The sequence below is a fragment of the Pseudomonas syringae group sp. 247E2 genome, assembly GCF_032587795.1.
Lineage (GTDB): Bacteria > Pseudomonadota > Gammaproteobacteria > Pseudomonadales > Pseudomonadaceae > Aquipseudomonas > Aquipseudomonas amygdali.
Genome location: NZ_JAWHPK010000005.1, coordinates 150,662 through 169,346, shown reverse-complemented (window position 1 = coordinate 169,346; position 18,685 = coordinate 150,662). Strand labels below are relative to the sequence as shown.

The 18,685-nt window shown below is 60.3% G+C and carries 17 protein-coding genes and 2 pseudogenes; 3 read left to right on the top strand and 16 right to left on the bottom strand.

Annotation, left to right across the window (positions count from 1 at the left end; all coding sequences use genetic code 11):
• Nucleotides 1-27: 27 nt before the first annotated feature.
• From RYC18_RS06755 to urtA, 11 genes are all read right to left on the bottom strand, one after another.
• Nucleotides 28-885, bottom strand: a complete 858-nt coding sequence (locus RYC18_RS06755) for an urease accessory protein UreD (RefSeq protein WP_316884569.1) — start codon at nt 883-885, stop codon at nt 28-30.
• Entirely contained in the window at nt 882-1,544 is a 663-nt protein-coding gene (gene ureG, locus RYC18_RS06750; RefSeq protein ID WP_005746871.1) for an urease accessory protein UreG, read from the bottom strand. Before ureG ends, RYC18_RS06755 begins: the two co-directional genes overlap by 4 nt.
• A 26-nt stretch (nt 1,545-1,570) precedes the next feature.
• Nucleotides 1,571-3,283 carry an urease subunit alpha gene (gene ureC, locus RYC18_RS06745; RefSeq protein WP_316884567.1) on the bottom strand — a complete coding sequence of 571 codons (1,713 nt, stop codon included), beginning with the start codon at nt 3,281-3,283 and terminating at the stop codon, nt 1,571-1,573.
• A gap of 3 nt (nt 3,284-3,286) precedes the next feature.
• On the bottom strand, nt 3,287-3,982 hold the full coding sequence (locus RYC18_RS06740; protein ID WP_316884565.1) for an urease subunit beta: 696 nt from the start codon (nt 3,980-3,982) through the stop codon (nt 3,287-3,289).
• A gap of 27 nt (nt 3,983-4,009) precedes the next feature.
• Entirely contained in the window at nt 4,010-4,741 is a 732-nt protein-coding gene (locus RYC18_RS06735; RefSeq protein WP_005746867.1) for an urease accessory protein UreF, read from the bottom strand.
• On the bottom strand, nt 4,738-5,178 hold the full coding sequence (gene ureE, locus RYC18_RS06730; protein WP_005746865.1) for an urease accessory protein UreE: 441 nt from the start codon (nt 5,176-5,178) through the stop codon (nt 4,738-4,740). The genes RYC18_RS06735 and ureE overlap by 4 nt, the downstream gene beginning before the upstream one ends.
• Nucleotides 5,179-5,200: 22 nt before the next feature.
• Nucleotides 5,201-5,890 (bottom strand): urea ABC transporter ATP-binding subunit UrtE, encoded by a 690-nt coding sequence (gene urtE, locus RYC18_RS06725; RefSeq protein ID WP_005746864.1) that lies wholly within the window; start codon nt 5,888-5,890, stop codon nt 5,201-5,203.
• 2 nt (nt 5,891-5,892) lie between these two features.
• Nucleotides 5,893-6,630 (bottom strand): urea ABC transporter ATP-binding protein UrtD, encoded by a 738-nt coding sequence (gene urtD, locus RYC18_RS06720; RefSeq protein ID WP_005753678.1) that lies wholly within the window; start codon nt 6,628-6,630, stop codon nt 5,893-5,895.
• Nucleotides 6,627-7,769 carry an urea ABC transporter permease subunit UrtC gene (urtC, locus tag RYC18_RS06715; protein ID WP_005779754.1) on the bottom strand — a complete coding sequence of 381 codons (1,143 nt, stop codon included), beginning with the start codon at nt 7,767-7,769 and terminating at the stop codon, nt 6,627-6,629. Before urtC ends, urtD begins: the two co-directional genes overlap by 4 nt.
• A 1-nt stretch (nt 7,770) precedes the next feature.
• Complete coding sequence (gene urtB / locus RYC18_RS06710) at nt 7,771-8,673, bottom strand: urea ABC transporter permease subunit UrtB (RefSeq protein WP_005746860.1); 903 nt, start codon at nt 8,671-8,673, stop codon at nt 7,771-7,773.
• A 66-nt stretch (nt 8,674-8,739) separates the two neighbouring features.
• Nucleotides 8,740-9,921, bottom strand: a complete 1,182-nt coding sequence (urtA, locus tag RYC18_RS06705; RefSeq protein WP_005746859.1) for an urea ABC transporter substrate-binding protein — start codon at nt 9,919-9,921, stop codon at nt 8,740-8,742.
• A gap of 742 nt (nt 9,922-10,663) precedes the next feature.
• On the opposite strand from urtA, the gene RYC18_RS06700 reads away from it, so the two are divergent.
• The 3 genes from RYC18_RS06700 to RYC18_RS06690 all read left to right on the top strand — a co-directional run bounded on the left by RYC18_RS06700 (nt 10,664) and on the right by RYC18_RS06690 (nt 14,200).
• Nucleotides 10,664-11,812: a transporter substrate-binding domain-containing protein gene (locus tag RYC18_RS06700; protein ID WP_005746857.1), complete on the top strand. Its 1,149-nt coding sequence runs from the start codon at nt 10,664-10,666 to the stop codon at nt 11,810-11,812.
• Entirely contained in the window at nt 11,809-12,441 is a 633-nt protein-coding gene (locus RYC18_RS06695; RefSeq protein ID WP_005746856.1) for an ANTAR domain-containing response regulator, read from the top strand. The genes RYC18_RS06700 and RYC18_RS06695 overlap by 4 nt, the downstream gene beginning before the upstream one ends.
• 88 nt (nt 12,442-12,529) lie before the next feature.
• Nucleotides 12,530-14,200: an amidase gene (locus tag RYC18_RS06690; RefSeq protein WP_316884556.1), complete on the top strand. Its 1,671-nt coding sequence runs from the start codon at nt 12,530-12,532 to the stop codon at nt 14,198-14,200.
• A 60-nt stretch (nt 14,201-14,260) separates the two neighbouring features.
• Here the strand turns inward: RYC18_RS06690 and RYC18_RS06685 are convergent, their stop codons facing one another.
• The 5 genes and pseudogenes from RYC18_RS06685 to RYC18_RS06665 form a co-directional block, all read right to left on the bottom strand.
• A complete protein-coding gene (locus tag RYC18_RS06685) occupies nt 14,261-15,235 on the bottom strand; it encodes an aliphatic sulfonate ABC transporter substrate-binding protein (protein ID WP_316884554.1) in 975 nt (324 codons plus the stop codon).
• A gap of 76 nt (nt 15,236-15,311) precedes the next feature.
• Complete coding sequence (locus tag RYC18_RS06680) at nt 15,312-16,271, bottom strand: D-isomer specific 2-hydroxyacid dehydrogenase family protein (RefSeq protein ID WP_005746853.1); 960 nt, start codon at nt 16,269-16,271, stop codon at nt 15,312-15,314.
• A complete protein-coding gene (locus RYC18_RS06675) occupies nt 16,268-17,614 on the bottom strand; it encodes an LLM class flavin-dependent oxidoreductase (protein WP_029240935.1) in 1,347 nt (448 codons plus the stop codon). Before RYC18_RS06675 ends, RYC18_RS06680 begins: the two co-directional genes overlap by 4 nt.
• 180 nt (nt 17,615-17,794) lie before the next feature.
• Nucleotides 17,795-17,941: pseudogene (locus tag RYC18_RS06670) on the bottom strand (arginase family protein); the annotation flags it as partial.
• Between the two features lie 18 nt (nt 17,942-17,959).
• Nucleotides 17,960-18,155: pseudogene (locus RYC18_RS06665) on the bottom strand (AraC family transcriptional regulator); the annotation flags it as partial.
• Nucleotides 18,156-18,685: the final 530 nt, after the last annotated feature.

Here is an 18,685-nt window from a genome sequence, read left to right as displayed (position 1 = left end):
CTGGTCCCACATCAACCCCGAACTTTTTCACTTGCGCCGCGCCCGCGGCGCAATGCCGGTCAGTTGCTGGCGAGCGCACGCCCAGGCCAGGTGCAGGGCGTTGCGTAGTGCCACGGCATCGGCGGTCATGATGCGCACAGATACGCCGCAATCATTCGGCAGCGCGCTGACGCCCAGATAGCTCTCTGGGACTATGCACAATGCATCGCGCAAGGCCCGTTTCAAATCCTCCACAGGTAAACCCTGACCCACCAGCATGAACGTCGCCAAGGCTTGCAATTGACCGCTGACGCCCGGCAAACGACGTTGCAGGTCTGCGCCAGTCATTGCCAGCCGATCACCGGCCAGCAGTTTTCCGGCCGGGCAGTGAATCTGCAGATCGGCGCGGTAAAAGCCGGGTAAGCCCTCGCTGCCTTGGGGCGTGTGCAGGCAGAAAGCGTCGCACAACATGACCCGCGCATCGGGGTGCAAGGTGACATTTACCAGGCTGTGCAGCTGCGTCTGCGGAAACAAAATGGTGGCCATCGGCAGGTACTCCAGCAGCGCGCCAGGTTCGGCGACCAGCGTGACGCTCTGCTGCGCGGACCGTTCCAGCATGCTGTGGGCGACCGTTGCCGCGCCCGTGCTGACGTGCACCTGCGTGTGCGGCCCGGCGTGCAGTTGCAGGTGCAGCGTTTCCCCGGCAAACAGGCCGCCCGAACACGATTGCAGATAGATCGCTGCCATGCCGAGCGGGTCCTGTGGCAGTTTCAGCGTGCGGCCCAGGTGGAAGGGGTAGCCGACTTCCTGACGGGATACATAACTGGCCCCCGAAGGCGCTTTGCTGAAGGCAATATGCGCCGTGGTTTTGGCCTGGACGGGCAGTAACGTTTGATGGGCGTTCATGGGCGGTCGAACAATACGGCGCGGCTTATCGCGTCAACCACTGCGTCGACACCTTCACCGGTGCCGCAGTTGGTAAACAGGACGGGCCGGCCATTTCGCGCGTCCGCCGATTCGCGCCGCATGCGTGGCAGATCAACGCCCACATAAGGCGCCAGGTCATATTTGTTGACCACCAGCAGGTCACAGCTCAATACGCCGGGGCCACGTTTGCGCGGTATGTCGTCACCGCCCGCGACGTCGATGACGAAGATCCAGAAGTCCACCAGATCCAGCGAAAAGGTCGAGGCCAGGTTGTCGCCGCCTGACTCGATCAGCACCAGGTCGAGATTGCCGAAACGTGCTTCCAGCTCGTCAGCCATTTGCAGGTTGAGGGTAGGGTCTTCGCGAATGGCGGTGTGCGGACAGGCACCGGTTTCCACTGCGCGCACCCGTTGCGGGTCGATAAGGCCACTGCGCTGCACGCGCTCGGCATCCTCGCGAGTGGCCAAGTCATTGGTGATGATCGCAAGCTCGATGCCACGCGCGATAAAACGTGGAATCAGTTGTTCCAGCAAACGGGTTTTTCCCGAGCCTACCGGGCCGCCAATTCCGACTCGGGCAGCGCCGGGGTGAGGCTGGACATCGGTGTGCGTGGCGGGTGCATTCAAGGGCAGGCTCATCGTCGGGTTTCCTGTGTGGTCGAGGTTCAGCGCAGCATGTAGCGCTGCGCTAGGGGCACTTCGCTGACCGGTTCGCAGTAAAGACGCTCGCCGTCGGCATACACGTCGAAGGTCTGCGGGTCGACGCGGATGTCCGGGCAGGCATCGTTGTGCAACATGTCCAACTTGCGCAGGGTGCGAGTGCCGAACGCGGGCAGCATTTGCTTCTTGAGCCCCAGCCGTGTAGCGGTGTCGGCCTCGACGGCGAGGCGGTTGACGAAATTGACCGACAGCGCCTGCTTCGCCTCGCCAAACGCCCCCCATTGCGGGCGCATCACCAATGGCTCGCATGTGTACAGCGAGGCGGCGGAATCGCCCATCACGCCATGCACAATAAAACCGCCCTTGACCACCAGTTCCGGCTTGATGCCAAAGAACGCCGGTCGCCACAGCACCAGATCGGCCAGTTTGCCGGGCTCCAGCGAGCCGATGTAGCTATCGATGCCGAACACCCGCGCAGCGTTGATGGTGTATTTGGCGATGTAGCGTTTGATCCGCTCGTTGTCGCCCAGTGCCGTGGTTTCTTCCGGCAGGCGGCCGCGTTGGTCTTTCATTTTCGACGCCAGTTGCCAGGTGCGGCAGATCACCTCGTTGATGCGCCCCATGCCCTGGCTGTCAGAGCCGAGAATCGAAATGGCTCCGGTATCGTGAAGAATGTCTTCAGCGGCGATGGTCTGTGGCCGTACCCGCGATTCGGCGAACGCCACGTCTTCCGGTACGTCCGGATTGAGGTGGTGGCAGACCATGATCATGTCCAGATGCTCGTCGAACGTGTTCACCGTGTAAGGGTTGGTCGGGTTGGTGGAGGAGGGTATGCAGTTGCTTTTACCCGCCACACTGATGATGTCCGGGGCGTGTCCGCCGCCTGCGCCTTCTGTGTGGTACATGTGGATGGTGCGGTCGCCGATGGCCGCCAGTGTGTCTTCAAGAAACCCGGATTCATTCAGCGTGTCAGTGTGCAACTGGACCTGAAAGTCGTATTCGTCGGCGACCTTCAGGCAGGTGTCGATCACCGCAGGCATGGCACCCCAGTCTTCATGGATCTTCAACCCCAGACAGCCACCGCGCAGTTGCCCGAGCAGCGATTCGGGCTTGCTTGAATTACCGCGCCCCAGAAAGCCGAAGTTGATCGGCCATGCTTCGGCGGCCTGTAACATCTTGCCGACATTCCATTCCCCGCCACAGTCGATGCCGACCGTGATCGGTCCCAGTGAACCGCCGATCAGGGTTGTCAGGCCCGCCGCCAGCGCGTGCTCGCACAGTTGCGCGGAGTCGAAATGCACATGCACGTCGATGCCACCGGGGGTGACGATCAGTCCCTCGGCATCGCGCACCGTGGTGGCGACGCCGCAGATCAGTTGTGGGTGTACGCCGTCCATGATCTGCGGATTGCCTGCCTTGCCAATCGCGACGATCTTGCCATCCTTGATGCCGATGTCGCCTTTGACGATACCGATCACCGGGTCGATGATCAGCGCGTTGCAGATCAGCATGTCCAGGGCACCGTCGGCGCTGTCATGACCGGGCATCAGGCCCATGCCGTCGCGCAGGGTCTTGCCGCCGCCGTGCAGGCACTCGTCGCCGGGCACCGAGTAGTCGAATTCGACTTCGGCCAGCAACGAGGTGTCGCCCAGGCGCACTGCATCGCCCTTGGTGGGGCCGTACATGGCAGCGTATTCCTTGCGGGTCATCGTCGCCATGCTTCAGGCTCCTTTGAAATGTTGGGCGCGGGCACGCTCCAGCGCTGTCTGTTTGCAGGCCGGGTCGTGCAGGTTGCCGTTGGTCAGGCCGCTGAAACCGTGAATGTCACCAGTGCCGCCGAACTGCACCAATTGCACCTCGCGCAGCTCGCCCGGTTCGAAACGCACCGCCGTGCCTGCGGGAATGTCCAGGTGCATGCCGAAGGCCGTTTCGCGCGGAAAATCCAGCGCCTTGTTGACTTCGAAAAAATGGTAGTGGCTGCCGATCTGTACCGGCCTGTCACCCGTATTGATCGCTCGCAGGGTCGCGGTCGGCCGGCCGTTATTGAGCTGGATATCGCTGTCCGGCGAGAGTATCTCGCCAGGTGTCGGCATGACCGTAAGCGGCAGTTTGCCCGGCCTGATGGGCTGGTGCACGGTGACCAGCTTGGTGCCGTCCGGGAAGGTGCCTTCCACTTGCAGCACGGGCAGCAGGTCGGCGACGCCTGGCATCACATCATCGGTATTGAGAATGGTCGAGCCGAACCCGATCAGCTCGGCAACACTTCGGCCTTCACGCGCGCCTTCAAGAATCTCGTCGGCAATCAGGGCCGAGGCTTCCGGAAAATTCAGGCGCAGGCCCTTGCTGCGGCGTTTGCGTGACAGTTCGGCGGCGGTGTATAGCGTCAGTCGTTCAAGTTCGGTAGGCGTCAGCAGCATGACAGGGCTCCCGGTAGGGTGGCTGGCTCAATTGGCAAACAGGCGCAGGTCCTGGGTTTCGTGGCGCATCACGGCGATTTCGGCCATGGGCGTGAAACCACAGGCGTCGTCCGGGGTGGGTGGCTCCATTGCGAGAAGTTCGGTGATCAGCGGCTGGATATTGGTCAGGACCCGTTGCCCATCGATATGGCCAATGACCCCCAGGCGCACGGCGGCGCTGACCAGCCCGGTACACAAACCGTGCGCCGCCGCCAGCTGGCAGTGATCGCGCTGCATGCCCAGACGGTTCCAGAGCAAGCCCTGCACAACTGGCAAATGCCCCGGCGCGTTACCCGCCAGAACCTGCTGCTGATAAGCCGCCGCATCCTGCATGCCCAACGCGACGTGCACGGCCAGCAATGCCTGGCCTACACGCCGTGAGCCTTGGCGCAGTTCCTCGGCGAGGGTCAAGGCTTCGATCTGCGCGTCCATGGCCATCAACGCAGGCTGGTCATCGGCCGTGCGCCATGCAGCAAGTAGAAATACCCGGTCAAAACTGTTCCAGCGGTGGCGCAACTGGCCTTCGACAAAGCCGTGCACCTCGGCACTGCGGTTGAGGCGAACGGTTCGCTGTCGGCGGCGTGGCGCGACGACTTCGCCATTGCCGAGATACCCGTCAGCCAGCAGGGTTTCCAGGCCCCACGACCATGCCACCGCGCCACCGGGAAAGAAGCTGTCGGCCTGTTGCAGGGCCAGCAGCAGGCTGCTCATGGCGTTCATGCGCATCGCACCCGGCCGTCCGCAAGCATGGGGGCCAGACGTTCAAGGTAATCGGCTTGCGGGCCATTGAGCGGTATTTGCAGGATGTCACCGGCAAAGCGCACTGCCCAATGCATATTGCCGGCGAAATAACCCAGCTCCAGCGCCGCTGCTGCGTCCCTTGGCAACAGGTCGAGGTATTCCTGATCCTGCATCTGCACGACGATGGCGCGTTGACTGTCGAGCATCAGTACCGAGCCGTTGCGCAGCTGCTGGTGACGCTCAAGGCGAATGGCGCAGTCGGTGCCCCGATCACTGGCCAGGCGCAGGCGATGGCGTTGAATGTCACTGCCAGACAGGCTCAGGGTTTCGACCTGTCCGGCGTGGCTCAGGTCATGCAGGCGGTCGGCGAGGGCAGGGTCGCTGGCCTGGCCCAGAATGCGGTCGAGTATCAGCATGGCGATGGCTCCTGTGCTCTATTCAGATGGTCAGGTAGCGCAGGATGCGCTCGCGGTCGACGGTTTCGCGGACTTCGCTATGAACGAATTCGCCTTTCTCGATGATCAGATAGCGGTCAGCCACGGCCATGGCGAACGACAGCACCTGCTCGGAAACAATCAGCGAAAACCCGCGCTCCTTTTTCAGCAGATTGAGCGCCTTGGCGATGTCCTTGATGATCGAGGGCTGGATGCCTTCGGTGGGTTCATCGAGGATCAACACCTTGGGATTGGAGACCAATGCCCGCGCGATGGCCAGCTGTTGCTGCTGGCCGCCAGAGAGGTTGCCGCCCTTGCGCCGACGCATCTCGAACAGCACCGGAAAGTATTCGTAGACGTAGTCGGGAATCGGCGCAGCGGGTGCGCCCTGCATGCCGGTGAGGATATTTTCCTCGACGCTCAGGTAGGGGAAGATCATCCGCCCCTGCGGCACGAAACCGACCCCGGCTGCAACCCGCTCATAGCTCTTGCTGCCAGTCAGTTCCTGCCCGGCCAGGGTGATGCTGCCGCTGCGGGTCGGCAGCATGCCCACCAGGCTTCTCAGCAGCGTGGTCTTGCCCATGCCGTTACGGCCCATGATCGCCAGCGACTCGCTCGGTGCAAGCTCCAGGCTAAGGTCACGCAGCACATGGCTGTCGCCGTAATACACATTGAGGTGAGAGACATTCAGCATGTTCAGTGCCCCAGGTAGACGTCGATGACGCGAGGATCGTTCTGTACCTGATCCATCGAGCCGTAGGCCAGGGTCTTGCCCTGATGCAGGACGGTGACCTTGTCGGCCACCGATTTCACGAACTCCATGTCGTGCTCGATGATGACCATTGCCCGGCCCTTGGCGATGAGCTTGAGCAGGCCAGCGGTTTTCTCCCGCTCGCCAGCGCTCATGCCGGCCACGGGCTCATCGAGCAGGAGCAGTTCCGGGCGCTGCATCAACAACATGCCGATCTCCAGCCACTGCTTCTGGCCGTGAGACAGCAACCCGGCCTTGCGCCCCAGTTGGTCCTTGAGAAAGATCATCTCTGCGGTCTGTTCGATTTCGGCGCTCAGCGCTGCATTCCTTCCAGCGAACAGGCAGTTGAAGATGCCGCGCTTGTCCGGCGAGGAAATGTCGAGGTTTTCGCGCACGGTGAGGTCTTCGTACACCGACGGGTTCTGAAACTTGCGACCCACGCCTGCGCGGGTGATCTGGTACTCGATCATGTTCGCCAGTTGCAGGTCCTTGAAGCGGATGCTGCCTGCGCTCGGGCGGGTCTTGCCGCAGATCATGTCGAGCAGGGTAGTCTTGCCCGCGCCGTTGGGGCCGATCACCACATGCACCTGATTTTCCTCGACATAGAAGTTGAGGTTATCGACCGCCTTGAAGCCATCGAATGACACTGTCAGGTCTTCGACACTCAGTAACATTGCGCTCATGACTGCGCCTCCTTGTTGCTCAGGCGTTGCAACAGCCCGGCGAGGCCGGTCGGCAGGAACAGCACCACCGCCATGAACAGAAAGCCGATGAAGTATTGCCAGAAGCTGACGAAGTTCTCCGACAGGTAAGTCTTGGCTGCCCCGATCAGCAGCGTGCCGTATACCGCACCGACCAGTGAAAGGCGACCACCCAGCGCGGCATAGATCACTATTTCCGTGGACGGAATGATGCCCACCAGCGATGGCGAAGCCAGACCAACCTGCAGGGTGAACATCACGCCGCCCAGCGCTGAAATAAGGGCCGCCACGGCGAAGATGAACGCCTTGAACAACGCAGTGTTGTAGCCGGAAAAGCGCACCCGGTCTTCGCGGTCACGGATCGCCACGACGACCTTGCCCAGGCGGCTGCGCAGAATGAAACCGCACATTGCCACACTGGCCAGCAGTAACAGCGTGGTGATCAGGTAAAGAATCCAGGGCGTCTGAGGGGCTTGCAGGCTCATGCCGAAGGCGGTCTTGAAGTCGGTCAGACCGTTTACACCGCCGGTGTAGCCCTGCTGGCCGATGATCATGATCGACATGATCGAGGCCAGTGACAGGGTAATGATCGAGAAGTACACGCCACCGACGCGCTTCTTGAAGTAGGCATAGCTGAACAGAAACGCCAGCAGCGCAGGCAGGATCAGGATCGCTGCGAGGGTGAAGGTGGCCGATTCAAACGGTTTCCACCACCAGGGCAGGGCCTCGACGCTGTTCCAGATCATGAAGTCCGGCAGCGCCGAGCCGTAGAAAGCGGCGAGGGCGCTGGCGGCTTCGTCCGTGGCAGTGGCTTCCAGTTTCAGGTACATCGCCATCATGTAGCTGCCCAGGCCGAAGAAGATCCCCTGGCCGAGGCTGAGAATGCCGCCGTAGCCCCAGATCATCACCATGCCCACGGCGCAGAACGCCAGGCTCAGGTATTTGCCCGCCAGCCCCAGACGGAAATCGCCCAGCAGTAGCGGCAATACCACCAACAACAGCAGCGATAGCCAGATCAGGCTGTAGCGCTCGATCAGCGACAACCAGCCACCACTCAGCCAGTCTGATCGGGCCGCTTTGACCGGCGTCCCGGCCAGTGGCTTTTCAGTCATGTTGTTCATCTCAACGTCTCACTTTCGTGGCGAACAGGCCATTGGGGCGGAAAAACAGCAGCACGATGACCACCAGCAGGGTGATCGCCTTGGCCATGGAGCCGGTGGTGAGGTATTCCAGCGAGATCTGCGTCTGGCCGATGGCGAATGCCGAGAGAAAGGTACCGAGCAGGCTTTCGACGCCGCCGAACACCACCACGATGAAGGTATCCACCAGATACTGCTGGCCACTCACCGGGCCGGTGGAGGCGAGCATGGTGAATGAACTCCCGGCAATACCCGCCAGGCCGCAGCCCAGCGCGAACGTCACCGAATCGACCCGCGCGGTGTTGATCCCGGCCGCTCCGGCCATCGCGCGGTTCTGGGTCACTGCACGAATGCGCAGGCCCCAGCGGCTGCGGTAGAGAAACAGAAATACCGCTGCGGCAATCACGAACGTCAGACCGATGATGAAAATCCGGTTGAGGGGCAGCTCCAGCCCGTCGCTGATTTTCCATGCTCCCTGCAACCACTGCACGGTGGGCACGCTGACTTCCTTGGGGCCGAAGACCTGGCGGAACAGTTGCTGCAGTACCAGCGACAGCCCCCAGGTTGCCAGCAATGTGTCCAGTGGCCGGTTGTACATGAAGCGGATAAAGCAGCGTTCCAGCAGTAGACCGAAGGCGAAGGTCACCACAAAGGCCATCCCGATGCCTATGATGAAATACCAGCCCATGAGCTCGGGGAAGTAGCGCTGAAACACCACGGAGGTGACGTAGGTCATGTATGAGCCCATCGCCATCAGTTCACCGTGGGCCATGTTGATCACGCCCATCAGGCCGAACACGATGGTCAGCCCGAGTGCCATCAGCACCAGCACGGAAAACAGCGAGAACCCGCTGAAAACTTGCATTACCAGCGTATCGAGAGTCATGCCGTCGCTACCTGTTGCTGCACATTGACGAAAGCGGGCGCGAACCAGATCGCGCCCGGCCCGGTATCAGAGTTTCGGAAACGGGTTGGGCTCGATCGGTGCGGACTCGTAGATCACGTCCACCTGACCCTGCGCGTTGAGCGTGCCGATGCGTGCGCGTTTCCACAGATGGTGGTTGTCTTTGTGCACCTTGATCTCGCCTTCCGGGGCGTCGAGGGTCAGCTCCGAAGAGGCGGCAATCACCTTGGGCACGTCGAAGCTACCGGCTTTCTCGACGGCTTTTTTCCACAGGTACACCGCGGTGTAGGCTGCTGCCATCGGGTCACCGACTACGCGTTGCTGCCCGTAGCGCGTTTTGAAGGCCTGAACGAACTTCTCGTTGACCGGGTTTTTCAGACTCTGGAAGTAGCTCATGCAGGTCAGGAAGCCGACGAGGTTTTCCGCGCCGATGCCGGTGACTTCCTCTTCAGTGATCGCAAGGCCCATCAGCGTCTGGTTACTGCTGTCGATACCGGCAGCCTTGAGCTGCTTGTAGAACGCCACGTTCGAGCCGCCGACGATGGTCGACAGCACGATGTCCGGCTTGGCCACCTTGATCTTGTTGATCACCGAGGAAAATTCGATAGCGCCCAGCGGCAGGTAGTCTTCGCCGACGATGGAGCCGCCCTGTTTGGTGACCGATGCCCGCGCCAGCTTGTTGGTAGTGCGTGGCCAGATGTAGTCGGAGCCGACCAGATAGACGCTTTTGCCCTTGTTGGCCATCAGCCAGGTGACGGCTGCCAGGGTCTGCTGCGAGGCCTCTGCGCCGGTGTAGATAATGGCCGGGGATTTTTCCAGCCCTTCATAGAAGGTCGGGTAATAGAGCAGGCCTTTGTTGCGCTCGAAGACCGGCAGCACCGCTTTGCGCGACGCCGAGGTGAACGCGCCAAAGGTGACTGCGACGTGGTCGTTTTCCAGCAGCTTGCGGGCTTTCTCGGCAAAGGTTGGCCAGTCGCTGGCACCATCTTCAACGATCGGTTCGATGGTTTTACCCATCACGCCGCCACTGGCGTTGATCTCTTCGATGGCGAGCTTTTCGGCGTCGACCACCGAGGCCTCACTGATGGCCATGGTGCCGGTCAGCGAGTGGATGATGCCGACTTTCACAGTCTCGTCCGCCTGCGCCTCACCGATCAGGGAAAACGGCAGCAGGCTGATCGTACCCAGCAACAGAGCATGCTTGATCAAACGGCGTTTGTCGTTGTGCATTCACTTTTCTCCCAGGAATAAAAAAAGCCCGACATCCCGGCCAAATCAATGGGCGGGATGTCAGGCTTCTGTGCCGAATCTGGCGGGACAAACTGTGTCCGATCCAGTCGTACGCGAGGTGTCTCCCTACTTGCCAAGGGGGCGTAGGGCAGACAGCTGGCGCGATGTCTCAGGGGGAACATAGCAAGGGCAATGCCAAGTTCCGAAACGGCTGTTTGCACGGGTTTTGAAACCGTGTGGCAGAGCATCCCTGCATTAATTGCACGAACAAACCGGCATGCGCCGCTTTGGCGCGAACGGGCCTCTTGCGCACCAAAAACGTGAGGCTACCGACGTTTTTCTGGGACATTCGCACAGCTTTTGTGGGAGCGAACTTGTTCGCGAATGCTATGTTTTGAGCGACAGACCCCCTGCGAATGTACGCCCGTTTCTGCCAGCAAATGCCTGTTACCAAGGGAACGCCCCGGCCAGCAGACACACGAGTCATCAACACCCACGCAGCACCTATGGCCCGCTCCCTGCATAAGCCTGATCAGCACCCTCGCAGGGTCTCTTGCCACACGCCCACTCTCGGCAGGTGTGGAAGGTCCCTCGCACGACTGGTCCTGACACTGCCGTCACGCCAGCCCCAGGCACAACCGCCTGAGAGCCACCGTTGAATCCACGGTTATTCGCTCAGTCTTCTTTCAGGCTCCCGGCCAGGTTCGGGCGTCTCACCTCACGTTGAACAAGGTTCATAGACATGGTTGACCCGTCGATCCGCATAGGAGGTCTGTTTTCCAATACCGGCGTTACTGCTGCCGGTGAGTGTTCAACAATGCGCGGCGCACAGTTTGCAATCCATCAGATCAACGCGGCAGGAGGCGTGAATGGCCGTCCTCTGGAACTGATTACCCGTAACCCGGATTCAACGCCTGCGTTGTTTGCCATGCACGTTGAATCGCTGATTCGTGAAGAGAATCTGCGGTTTTTCTTCGGTTGCTACACCTCGGCGGCGCGCAAGGCAGTCTTGCCCGTCGTCGAACGGTACAACGCGTTGCTGCTCTATCCGGTTTACTACGAGGGCTTCGAGTATTCGCGCAACATCATTTACACCGGTGCCACGCCGAACCATAACGCCGTGCCATTGGGCAGTTACATGTTCGACCACTTTGGCAGTCGCGTGCTGATGATCGGCTCCGAGTACGTCTACCCGTACGAAACCAATCGGCTGATGAGCGACCTGCTCTACGAGCGCGGTGGCAGCAAGCTGGGCGAGTACTACTTGCCATTGAAAAACGCCAGGCCAGAGGACTTCGCCAGGCTCATGGTCAAGGCCCGGGAGCTGAAACCGTCGTTCATCTTTTCCACCGTGGTCGGTGACACCATGGCGCACCTGTACCAAGCGTACGCCGATGCCGGTTTCGACCCTGCGGTCATGCCGATTGCCAGTGTGACCACCAGTGAAACCGATATTCAGCAGATGGGCGTTCATCTGGGCACAGGGCACATTTCGGCAGCCACTTACTTCCAGTCGATCGATACGCCGCTCAATCGCCAGTGCATCGCGCAATACCGGGAGATGTTTGGCCAGCATCAAGTGACCGATCGCTGCTGGGAAGCCGCTTATTTTCAGGTCCATCTGCTGGCCAAGGCGATAGCCCGGGCGGGCAGCACGGAGGTGGAGGATGTCTTGCAGACCATGCGCGGTCTGGAATACGACGCGCCTCAGGGACGGGTGCGTATCGATGAACACAATCACCATACCTACCTGTACTCGCGGATCGGCCGTGCCAATGCCGACGGGCAGTTCGACATCCTTTACGAAAGTCAGAAAGCGCTGAAGCCCGATCCGTATGCGGTGGCGCCTGACTTCAATGGCTGGTCCAGCCTGACCGGGAGGCGTCCATGACCCTGCGTGCCGCCAAGAAACGTTTGCGTAACGACAGCGCAGGCGGCATCAAGGACCTGCGCGACATCAGCGTGCTGGTGATGCACCCCGATGATGAAGACGGTCGCAACCTGATCGCCCAGTTGCAGCGTATTGGTTGCCAGGTACGCGTGCAGTGGCCGATCCCCGAACGGTTGCAGAGTGAGGCTGACGTGATCGTGCTGGCGGTGTCGCCGGAAAGCCTGTCGACCAATACGCCCTGGCTGCTGCACAGCTCGACGCCGCCGATCATTCCGGTGATCGCCTATGAAAACCCGATCATTGTCGAGGCGCTGGTGCAGCTCAATGCCTGTTCGGTGATTCCCTCGCCGGTCAGGTCTTTCGGCCTGTTGACGGCGCTGGCCATCACTCTTAGCCAGGCACGCAAAACACGGGAACGGGAAAAACACGTCAAGCGCCTGGAAGGGCGCATGGCGGTGATGCGTACCGTGCAGCAGGCAAAAATCATCCTGATGGAAACCAAGGGTATGTCTGAAATAGACGCTTACAACGCGCTGCGGGATCAGGCGATGGCCAAGCGTGAGCCCGTGGAGAAAATCGCCGAGGCGCTGGTCAAGGCCCACGAACTGTTTCAACAAGCCTGTTCCTGACAGGCTGCAGACTCGCTTCGAGTGTCGGGCCTCATCGGTCTGATCCTCTTCTGCGCGGACGCTTGCCATACGCCCTGAACCGGCAGGTATGGAACACCGCGTGGCGACCGGCATGGACAACGGCGTCCTCCGGATCGAGCCCATGCCTGCGCATCCTGCGCAGGCGGCTCCAGTCAGTGTCTGCCCGATCCCGGGCGGCCCTTACCGTTATCTGGAGAACACCATGTCCGTAAAACGCCCCGACAAAGCCGACTTTCTGATTGCCGCCCAGGATCACGGGTACGACCTGTCAGACAGCCAGATGGCATCGTTCCTGAGTCTTGCTGACGAAACCCTGGGCTCCTACGAAGCCATTGATGAGCTGTACGCCGCTCACGTTGCGCAGCCCACGCCGCTGCGCGAGCACAGCAAACCGACAGAGGCCGAAAACCTGCATGGCGCCTGGTACGTGAAGACGCACATAGCCGGTGCGGCGAGCGGCCCGTTGGCGGGTAGAACGGTGGTCATCAAGGACAACGTATCAGTGGCCGGCGTACCGATGGCCAACGGCTCGCTGAGCCTTGATGGTTACGTGCCGTCCGAAGATGCCACGGTGGTCAAACGCTTGTTGGCCGCAGGCGCGACGGTGGTCGGCAAATCAGTCTGTGAAGACTTGTGTTTCTCCGGAGCCAGTTTTACCTCGGCTACCGGTGCGGTAAAAAACCCGTGGGACCTGACTCGCAACGCAGGCGGCTCCTCCAGCGGCAGCGCCGTGCTGGTCGCCTTGCAGGAAGTGGACATGGCCATCGGCGGCGACCAGGGCGGGTCGATCCGCATGCCGTCGGCCTGGAGCGGCATCGTCGGGCACAAGCCGACCTACAGCCTTGTGCCTTATACCGGGGCTTTTCCGATCGAGCGGACCATCGACCATGTCGGTCCGATGGCCAATAACGTGCGCGACTGCGCGGTGATGCTCGACGTAATCGCCGGGGCTGACGGGCTTGATTCAAGGCAGAAAAACCCGCCGGCGGTCAGTTGTGTCGCGACCCTCGATCAGGGCGTTGCCGGCTTGAAAATCGGCCTGCTGCGCGAAGGTTTTGCGATTCCCGGCATGTCCGAACCGCAAGTAGACGCCCTGGTTCGCGCCGCAGTGGCACAGTTGGAAAGCCTTGGTGCGACGGTCGGAGAGGCAAGCGCTCCGTGGCACCGCGGTGTGGCGCTGGACATGTGGAATGTCATCGCCACCGATGGTGCGGCGTATCAGATGCTGCAAGGCAACGGCTATGGCATGAATGTCGACGGCTATTACGACCCCGACATCATGAGCTACTTCGGTACCAGGCGTCGTGAGCATGCCAACGCATTGTCCAGCAGCGTGCGTGCCGTGGCACTTACCGGGCATTACAGCCTGAAAAACCTGCACGGTGCCTACTACGCCAAGGCGCGGATGCTGGTGCCGGAACTCACCCGTCAATACGACGAAGCATTCAAGAATTTTGATGTGCTGGTGTTGCCGACCATGCCGTTTGTAGCCACCACGCTGACCGCCGCCGATGCGCCGATTGAAGAGTACGTGCACAGCGCCCTGAACATGCTCGCCAATACCGCGCCGTTCGACCTGACCGGCCACCCGGCCACGTCAATCCCGGCAGGCCTGGCCGAGGGCCTGCCGGTCGCCATGATGATTGTCGCGCCGCGCTTCAAGGATGCCTTGGCGTTGCGTGTCGCGCAGGCTTATGAAACCGCCCGCGGAGCGTTTCCCAGGCCGCCGCGTGTTTGAGTTCAGAGACTGATCGAGGGGCATACTCGCTCCATGCGAGCGGGTGTGCCCCTTCATTCCTCAAGGCTTCCATACCTCCACATCCTGCGCATCCACCGCCTTGGGCAGAAGGCCCGCTGCGAAGAAGGCATCGGCGATATGCTGCTGCTCGTCCAGTTGCTCATGCGTGACCGGCTGTATCTGATAGGTGCGGTGGCTGTTGGCGATTTCGACCGTTTCGATATCCAGATTGCCCCATAAAGGGCTCAGTACCTGCGCGGCTTCTCGCGGGTTGGCCTTTAGCCAGATACCGGCGCTGTGCAACTGCTCGTAAACCACGCTGAGTACTTGCGGATGAGCCTTGGCGTAACCAGTGCCGGTCAGGTAATAGCGTTTGTAGCTGGACAGCCCCTTGCCGTCAGCCAGGGTGCGCGTTGGCAGTTGCCGTTGTGCGCTGGTCAGGAAGGGCTCCCACGTGACCCAAGCGTCCACCTTGTTGTTTTCGAAGGCCGCTCGGCCGTCGGCGGGCGACAGGTAGGCGGGCTGGATATCCGAAAATGCCAGACCGGCCTTTTTCAACGCAGCAATCAGCAGGTAGTGGGAACCCGCCGCCTTGGTAACAGCGACCTTTTTGCCTTTCAGGTCTGACAACTGCTGCACGGGCGAGCCTTTATGCACGATGATTGCCTGCGCGGAAGGCGAGGCCGCTTCCTGGGCAAAGTAGGTCAGCCTGGCCTGTGCTGCCTGAGCGAAGATCGGTACGGTGTCCGCCACATCCGCGCTGATATCGACGTTGCCGACGTTCAGCGCCTCCAGCAGCGGCAGACCACTCGGAAACTCATGCCAGGTGACGGTGACGTCCTGTGGCGCAAGGGCTTTTTCCAGCGTGCCGCGTGTTTTCAGCAGGGTGATCAGCGTGGAAGACTTCTGGTAACCGATCCGCAACGTTTGCTGTGCCTCGACGGGGAGGGCGATGCATAACGCCAACGCCGCGAGCAGACCTGCCAGCAGCGGACGGCGGTAGCCAGGTTGTGTGTTTTTTATCGGTTTGGGCATGGCACGCTCGGTATTTGAGGGTGACGCTGAGTGTCAGGAGTTGTATTTCCACGCAGCGTAATGGGTGTGATCTGTGTCAGTAGCCGCGCTGGCGATCAGCCTGATTCTGCAAGGCCTGCCCTTTGAGAAAACGCTCAAGGTTGGCCAGAAAACTGTCGGCTATTTCGTTACGGCTGTTGCTGGAGATCGCCGAGGTGTGCGGTGACAGGCGCACGCGAGGATGTGAGTACAGTGGATGCCCATCCGGCAGGGGCTCGGGTTCGGTGACGTCCAGCGAGGCCAGGCCGATGTTTCCATTATCCAGCGCATTGAGCAGCGCTTCATGGTCAAGCAGGCCGCCACGGGCGATGTTGATCAAGTGCAGGCCGGGTTTGGCACTGTTCAGCACCTCGGCGTTAACGATGTGCCGCGTCGCCGGTGTCAACGGCGCGGCCAGCACCAGATGGTCTGCGCGCGCGAACAGGTCATGAATGTCACGTGCAGCCTCGACACCGTCAACCTCGAACGGAGCCGAACTTTGCCGCAATGCGATCACGTTGATACCCAGCGCCTGGGCCTTGCTGGCCAGGCTGCGACCGATGGCACCAAAGCCTAGAATCCCGAGCGTGGTGCCCTTGAGCGGCGTCAGGGCGGTGAAGTTCCATTGCGAGTCATGCACCCAGATATCCGGCAGATGCTTGGCTGCGGCAAAAATGGCGGCCAGCGAGAACTCTGCGATGTTTTCTGCCGCGCTGCCCCGCGAGGTGCTCACCGGCGGCCCGTTGAACAGCCAGCCTGGGTAGAAGTCGATACCCGAAGACACCACCTGAATCCACTTCAGGCCATAGGGCCAGCCCGGAGGCGGCGAGGCCGGGGCTTCATAACCACGCACGTTGATAGGGCGCGCCAGCAGAATGCTGACCTCGCCGGGCAAGTCGCTCGGCACTCCGGCAGGTACGCCGATGAGCCTGGCTTCAGGGTGGGTCACTGCAAGCCGCTCGCGAATCACCTGATTGAAATCATCATCCAGCTGGCTGGCAATCACGAGTCGAGTCATGCCAACGCCTCGTCAGATTGATGGGCGACAGCCTTCGCATGACGATTGACCGGCACCTCAAGGCCGAGGTTTTCACGTAGCGTATTGCCGCTGTATTCGGTGCGAAACAGTCCGCGTCGTTGCAGCACCGGCACCACCCATTCGGTGAAGTACTGCAGGCCGTCGGGCAGGACGCTATTGATGATGAAACCGTCGGCTGCGCCTGCTTCGAACCACGTTTGTATCGCGTCGGCGACCTGTTCCGGTGTGCCGACAAAGTCACGGCGGGGCAGGGAGAAGCGCAGGGCGACTTCACGCAGGCTCAGGCCTTCGTCTTTGGCCAGTTGCTTGATCCGGTCCGAACCGCCTTTCTGGCTGTTGGAGCCCAGATCGCCCAGTTCCGGGAAGGGTTCGTCCAGTGGGTACTGGCTGAAATCGTGATCATTGAAGGGGCGACCAAGGGCGACGATTGCGTCTTCGATCGTCACCAACTCCACGGCCTGGCGATAGCGGCTCTCCACCTCAGCTTCATCGCGCCCGACAATCGGGCGAATGCCCGGCAGAATCGACAGCGCGTGAGGGTCGCGACCAAAGCCGCCAGCCCTTTGTTTCAGGTCCTGATAATAGGCGCGCGCTTCATCGAAACTCTCGGCGTGGACGAAGATCGCGTCGGAGTTTTGAGCGGCGAAGTTACGCCCGGCCTCGGAGGTGCCTGCCTGAAAAATCACCGGCTGACCCTGCTTCGATCGGGCGATGTTGAGCGGGCCTTTCACCGAGAAGAATTCGCCCTTGTGGTTCAGCGCGTGCAGTTTGCCAGGCGTGAAAAATTCGCCTTTCTGCTTGTCGTACGAGAAGGCGTCGTCTTCCCAGGAATCCCACAGACCTTTGACCACCTCGATATGCTCTTTGGCGATACGGTAGCGTACGGCGTGCGGTGGGTGTTCGCCCTTGCTGAAGTTGTCAGCGGTGCCACTGAGCCAGGAAGTCACCACATTCCAGCCAGCCCGACCGCCACTGATGTGGTCCAGCGAAGCAAACTGGCGAGCTACCTGAAAGGGTTCGGTGTAGCTGACCGTCACCGTTGCCACCAGACCGATATGCCGGGTGGTGGCTGCGAGTGCGGAGAGAATGGTCAACGGTTCGAAACGATTCAGGTAATGCGGACTGGATTTTTCGTGAATGTGCAGGCTGTCGGCGATGAACACGAAATCGAAGCGGGCCGCTTCGGCCAACTGGGTCTGCTGCTGATAAAAGCCGAAATTCACACTGGCGTTGGCCAGCGCCTGCGGGTGACGCCATTCGCCCCAGCCATGGCCGACCCCGTGGACCATTGCGCCAAGTTTAAGGTGTCGTTGTCTGCTCATGGTTTTGCTCCGGACGGTTCAGAAAGGTGGATGCACCTCCGCCTGGAGAAAGGGGTCGGTATAGGATGACAATATGCCTATAAAAACCCGCAGTGAAATTCTATTTTGTTATATGTTAATTATTAAATTAAATAATTATTAAGTATTTAAATATGCATAAATTGAATTTTGCTCGCTGTTTCATGAGTCAGCCCCGAGGGTTGGCAGCCAATCGCCAAGCAACGGTAGTTTCGTCAGCATGTTCTTCAGCGCCAGAGCATCCCATGGCAAATGCTCGGCAATGCCAAGGCCGACCACGTCCACTGCGCTGGCTATGTCTGTCAGCAAGCTCCGATCGTCACCTTAGGGGTAACTGCATGCATAAGGTTGTGCGCTATCGTAAAGGACGATATCGCCAGCGCCTTGCCGAGACTCCCTGTCTTGCTGCAATCGCCGGTGATGTAGAGGAAGGCTGGATGCGGGTGAAGGTAACGCTACTCTGATCCCTGACATTCAGTCTGCCGTCAAACGGCGCTTCGTTCAAAGACTGGCCGGTGACCAGGCCATACGTCGGTTATCAGACGTTGATCCAGAGCAAGACCCCTGTGCTGGCAGCGTTTCAAGGTGGTGAAAATAGTTTATATACCTGTGATCCAGCCGTTATATCCCTACGTATGCAGCGCTCTGCTTACCCAAGCCTTCTAGAACAGGAGTTCCATGGACCCGCGCCTTGCTGGGCTTTCTTTCTTACTCACCTTGGGATGGACGGGGGCCGTGATTCTCGTCATCTGGTTTTATGCTTGATGACGCAACGGTTTTCAGCAGAGGAAGGAAGTTGTGTACGAAGCGGTCCTTGCCGGTGATCGGGAGGGCCTGACCGTGTGTGTTTTGATAGTGGCTAGATAATAGCTAGCTGACAGCGCTAAAGCTAATCTGACTGAAGCCGATGTTTATGTAACGGCTCATTGCCGAGTGACTTCGATAGTTCCACCTGGCTCTGACGGCCTTGAAGTTTGCGCTATGGAAGGCATTGAGAAAGACGATTAACCGGCTTGATCAGCAGGCACCATAGTCAGTCCGCGCCTCATGTTT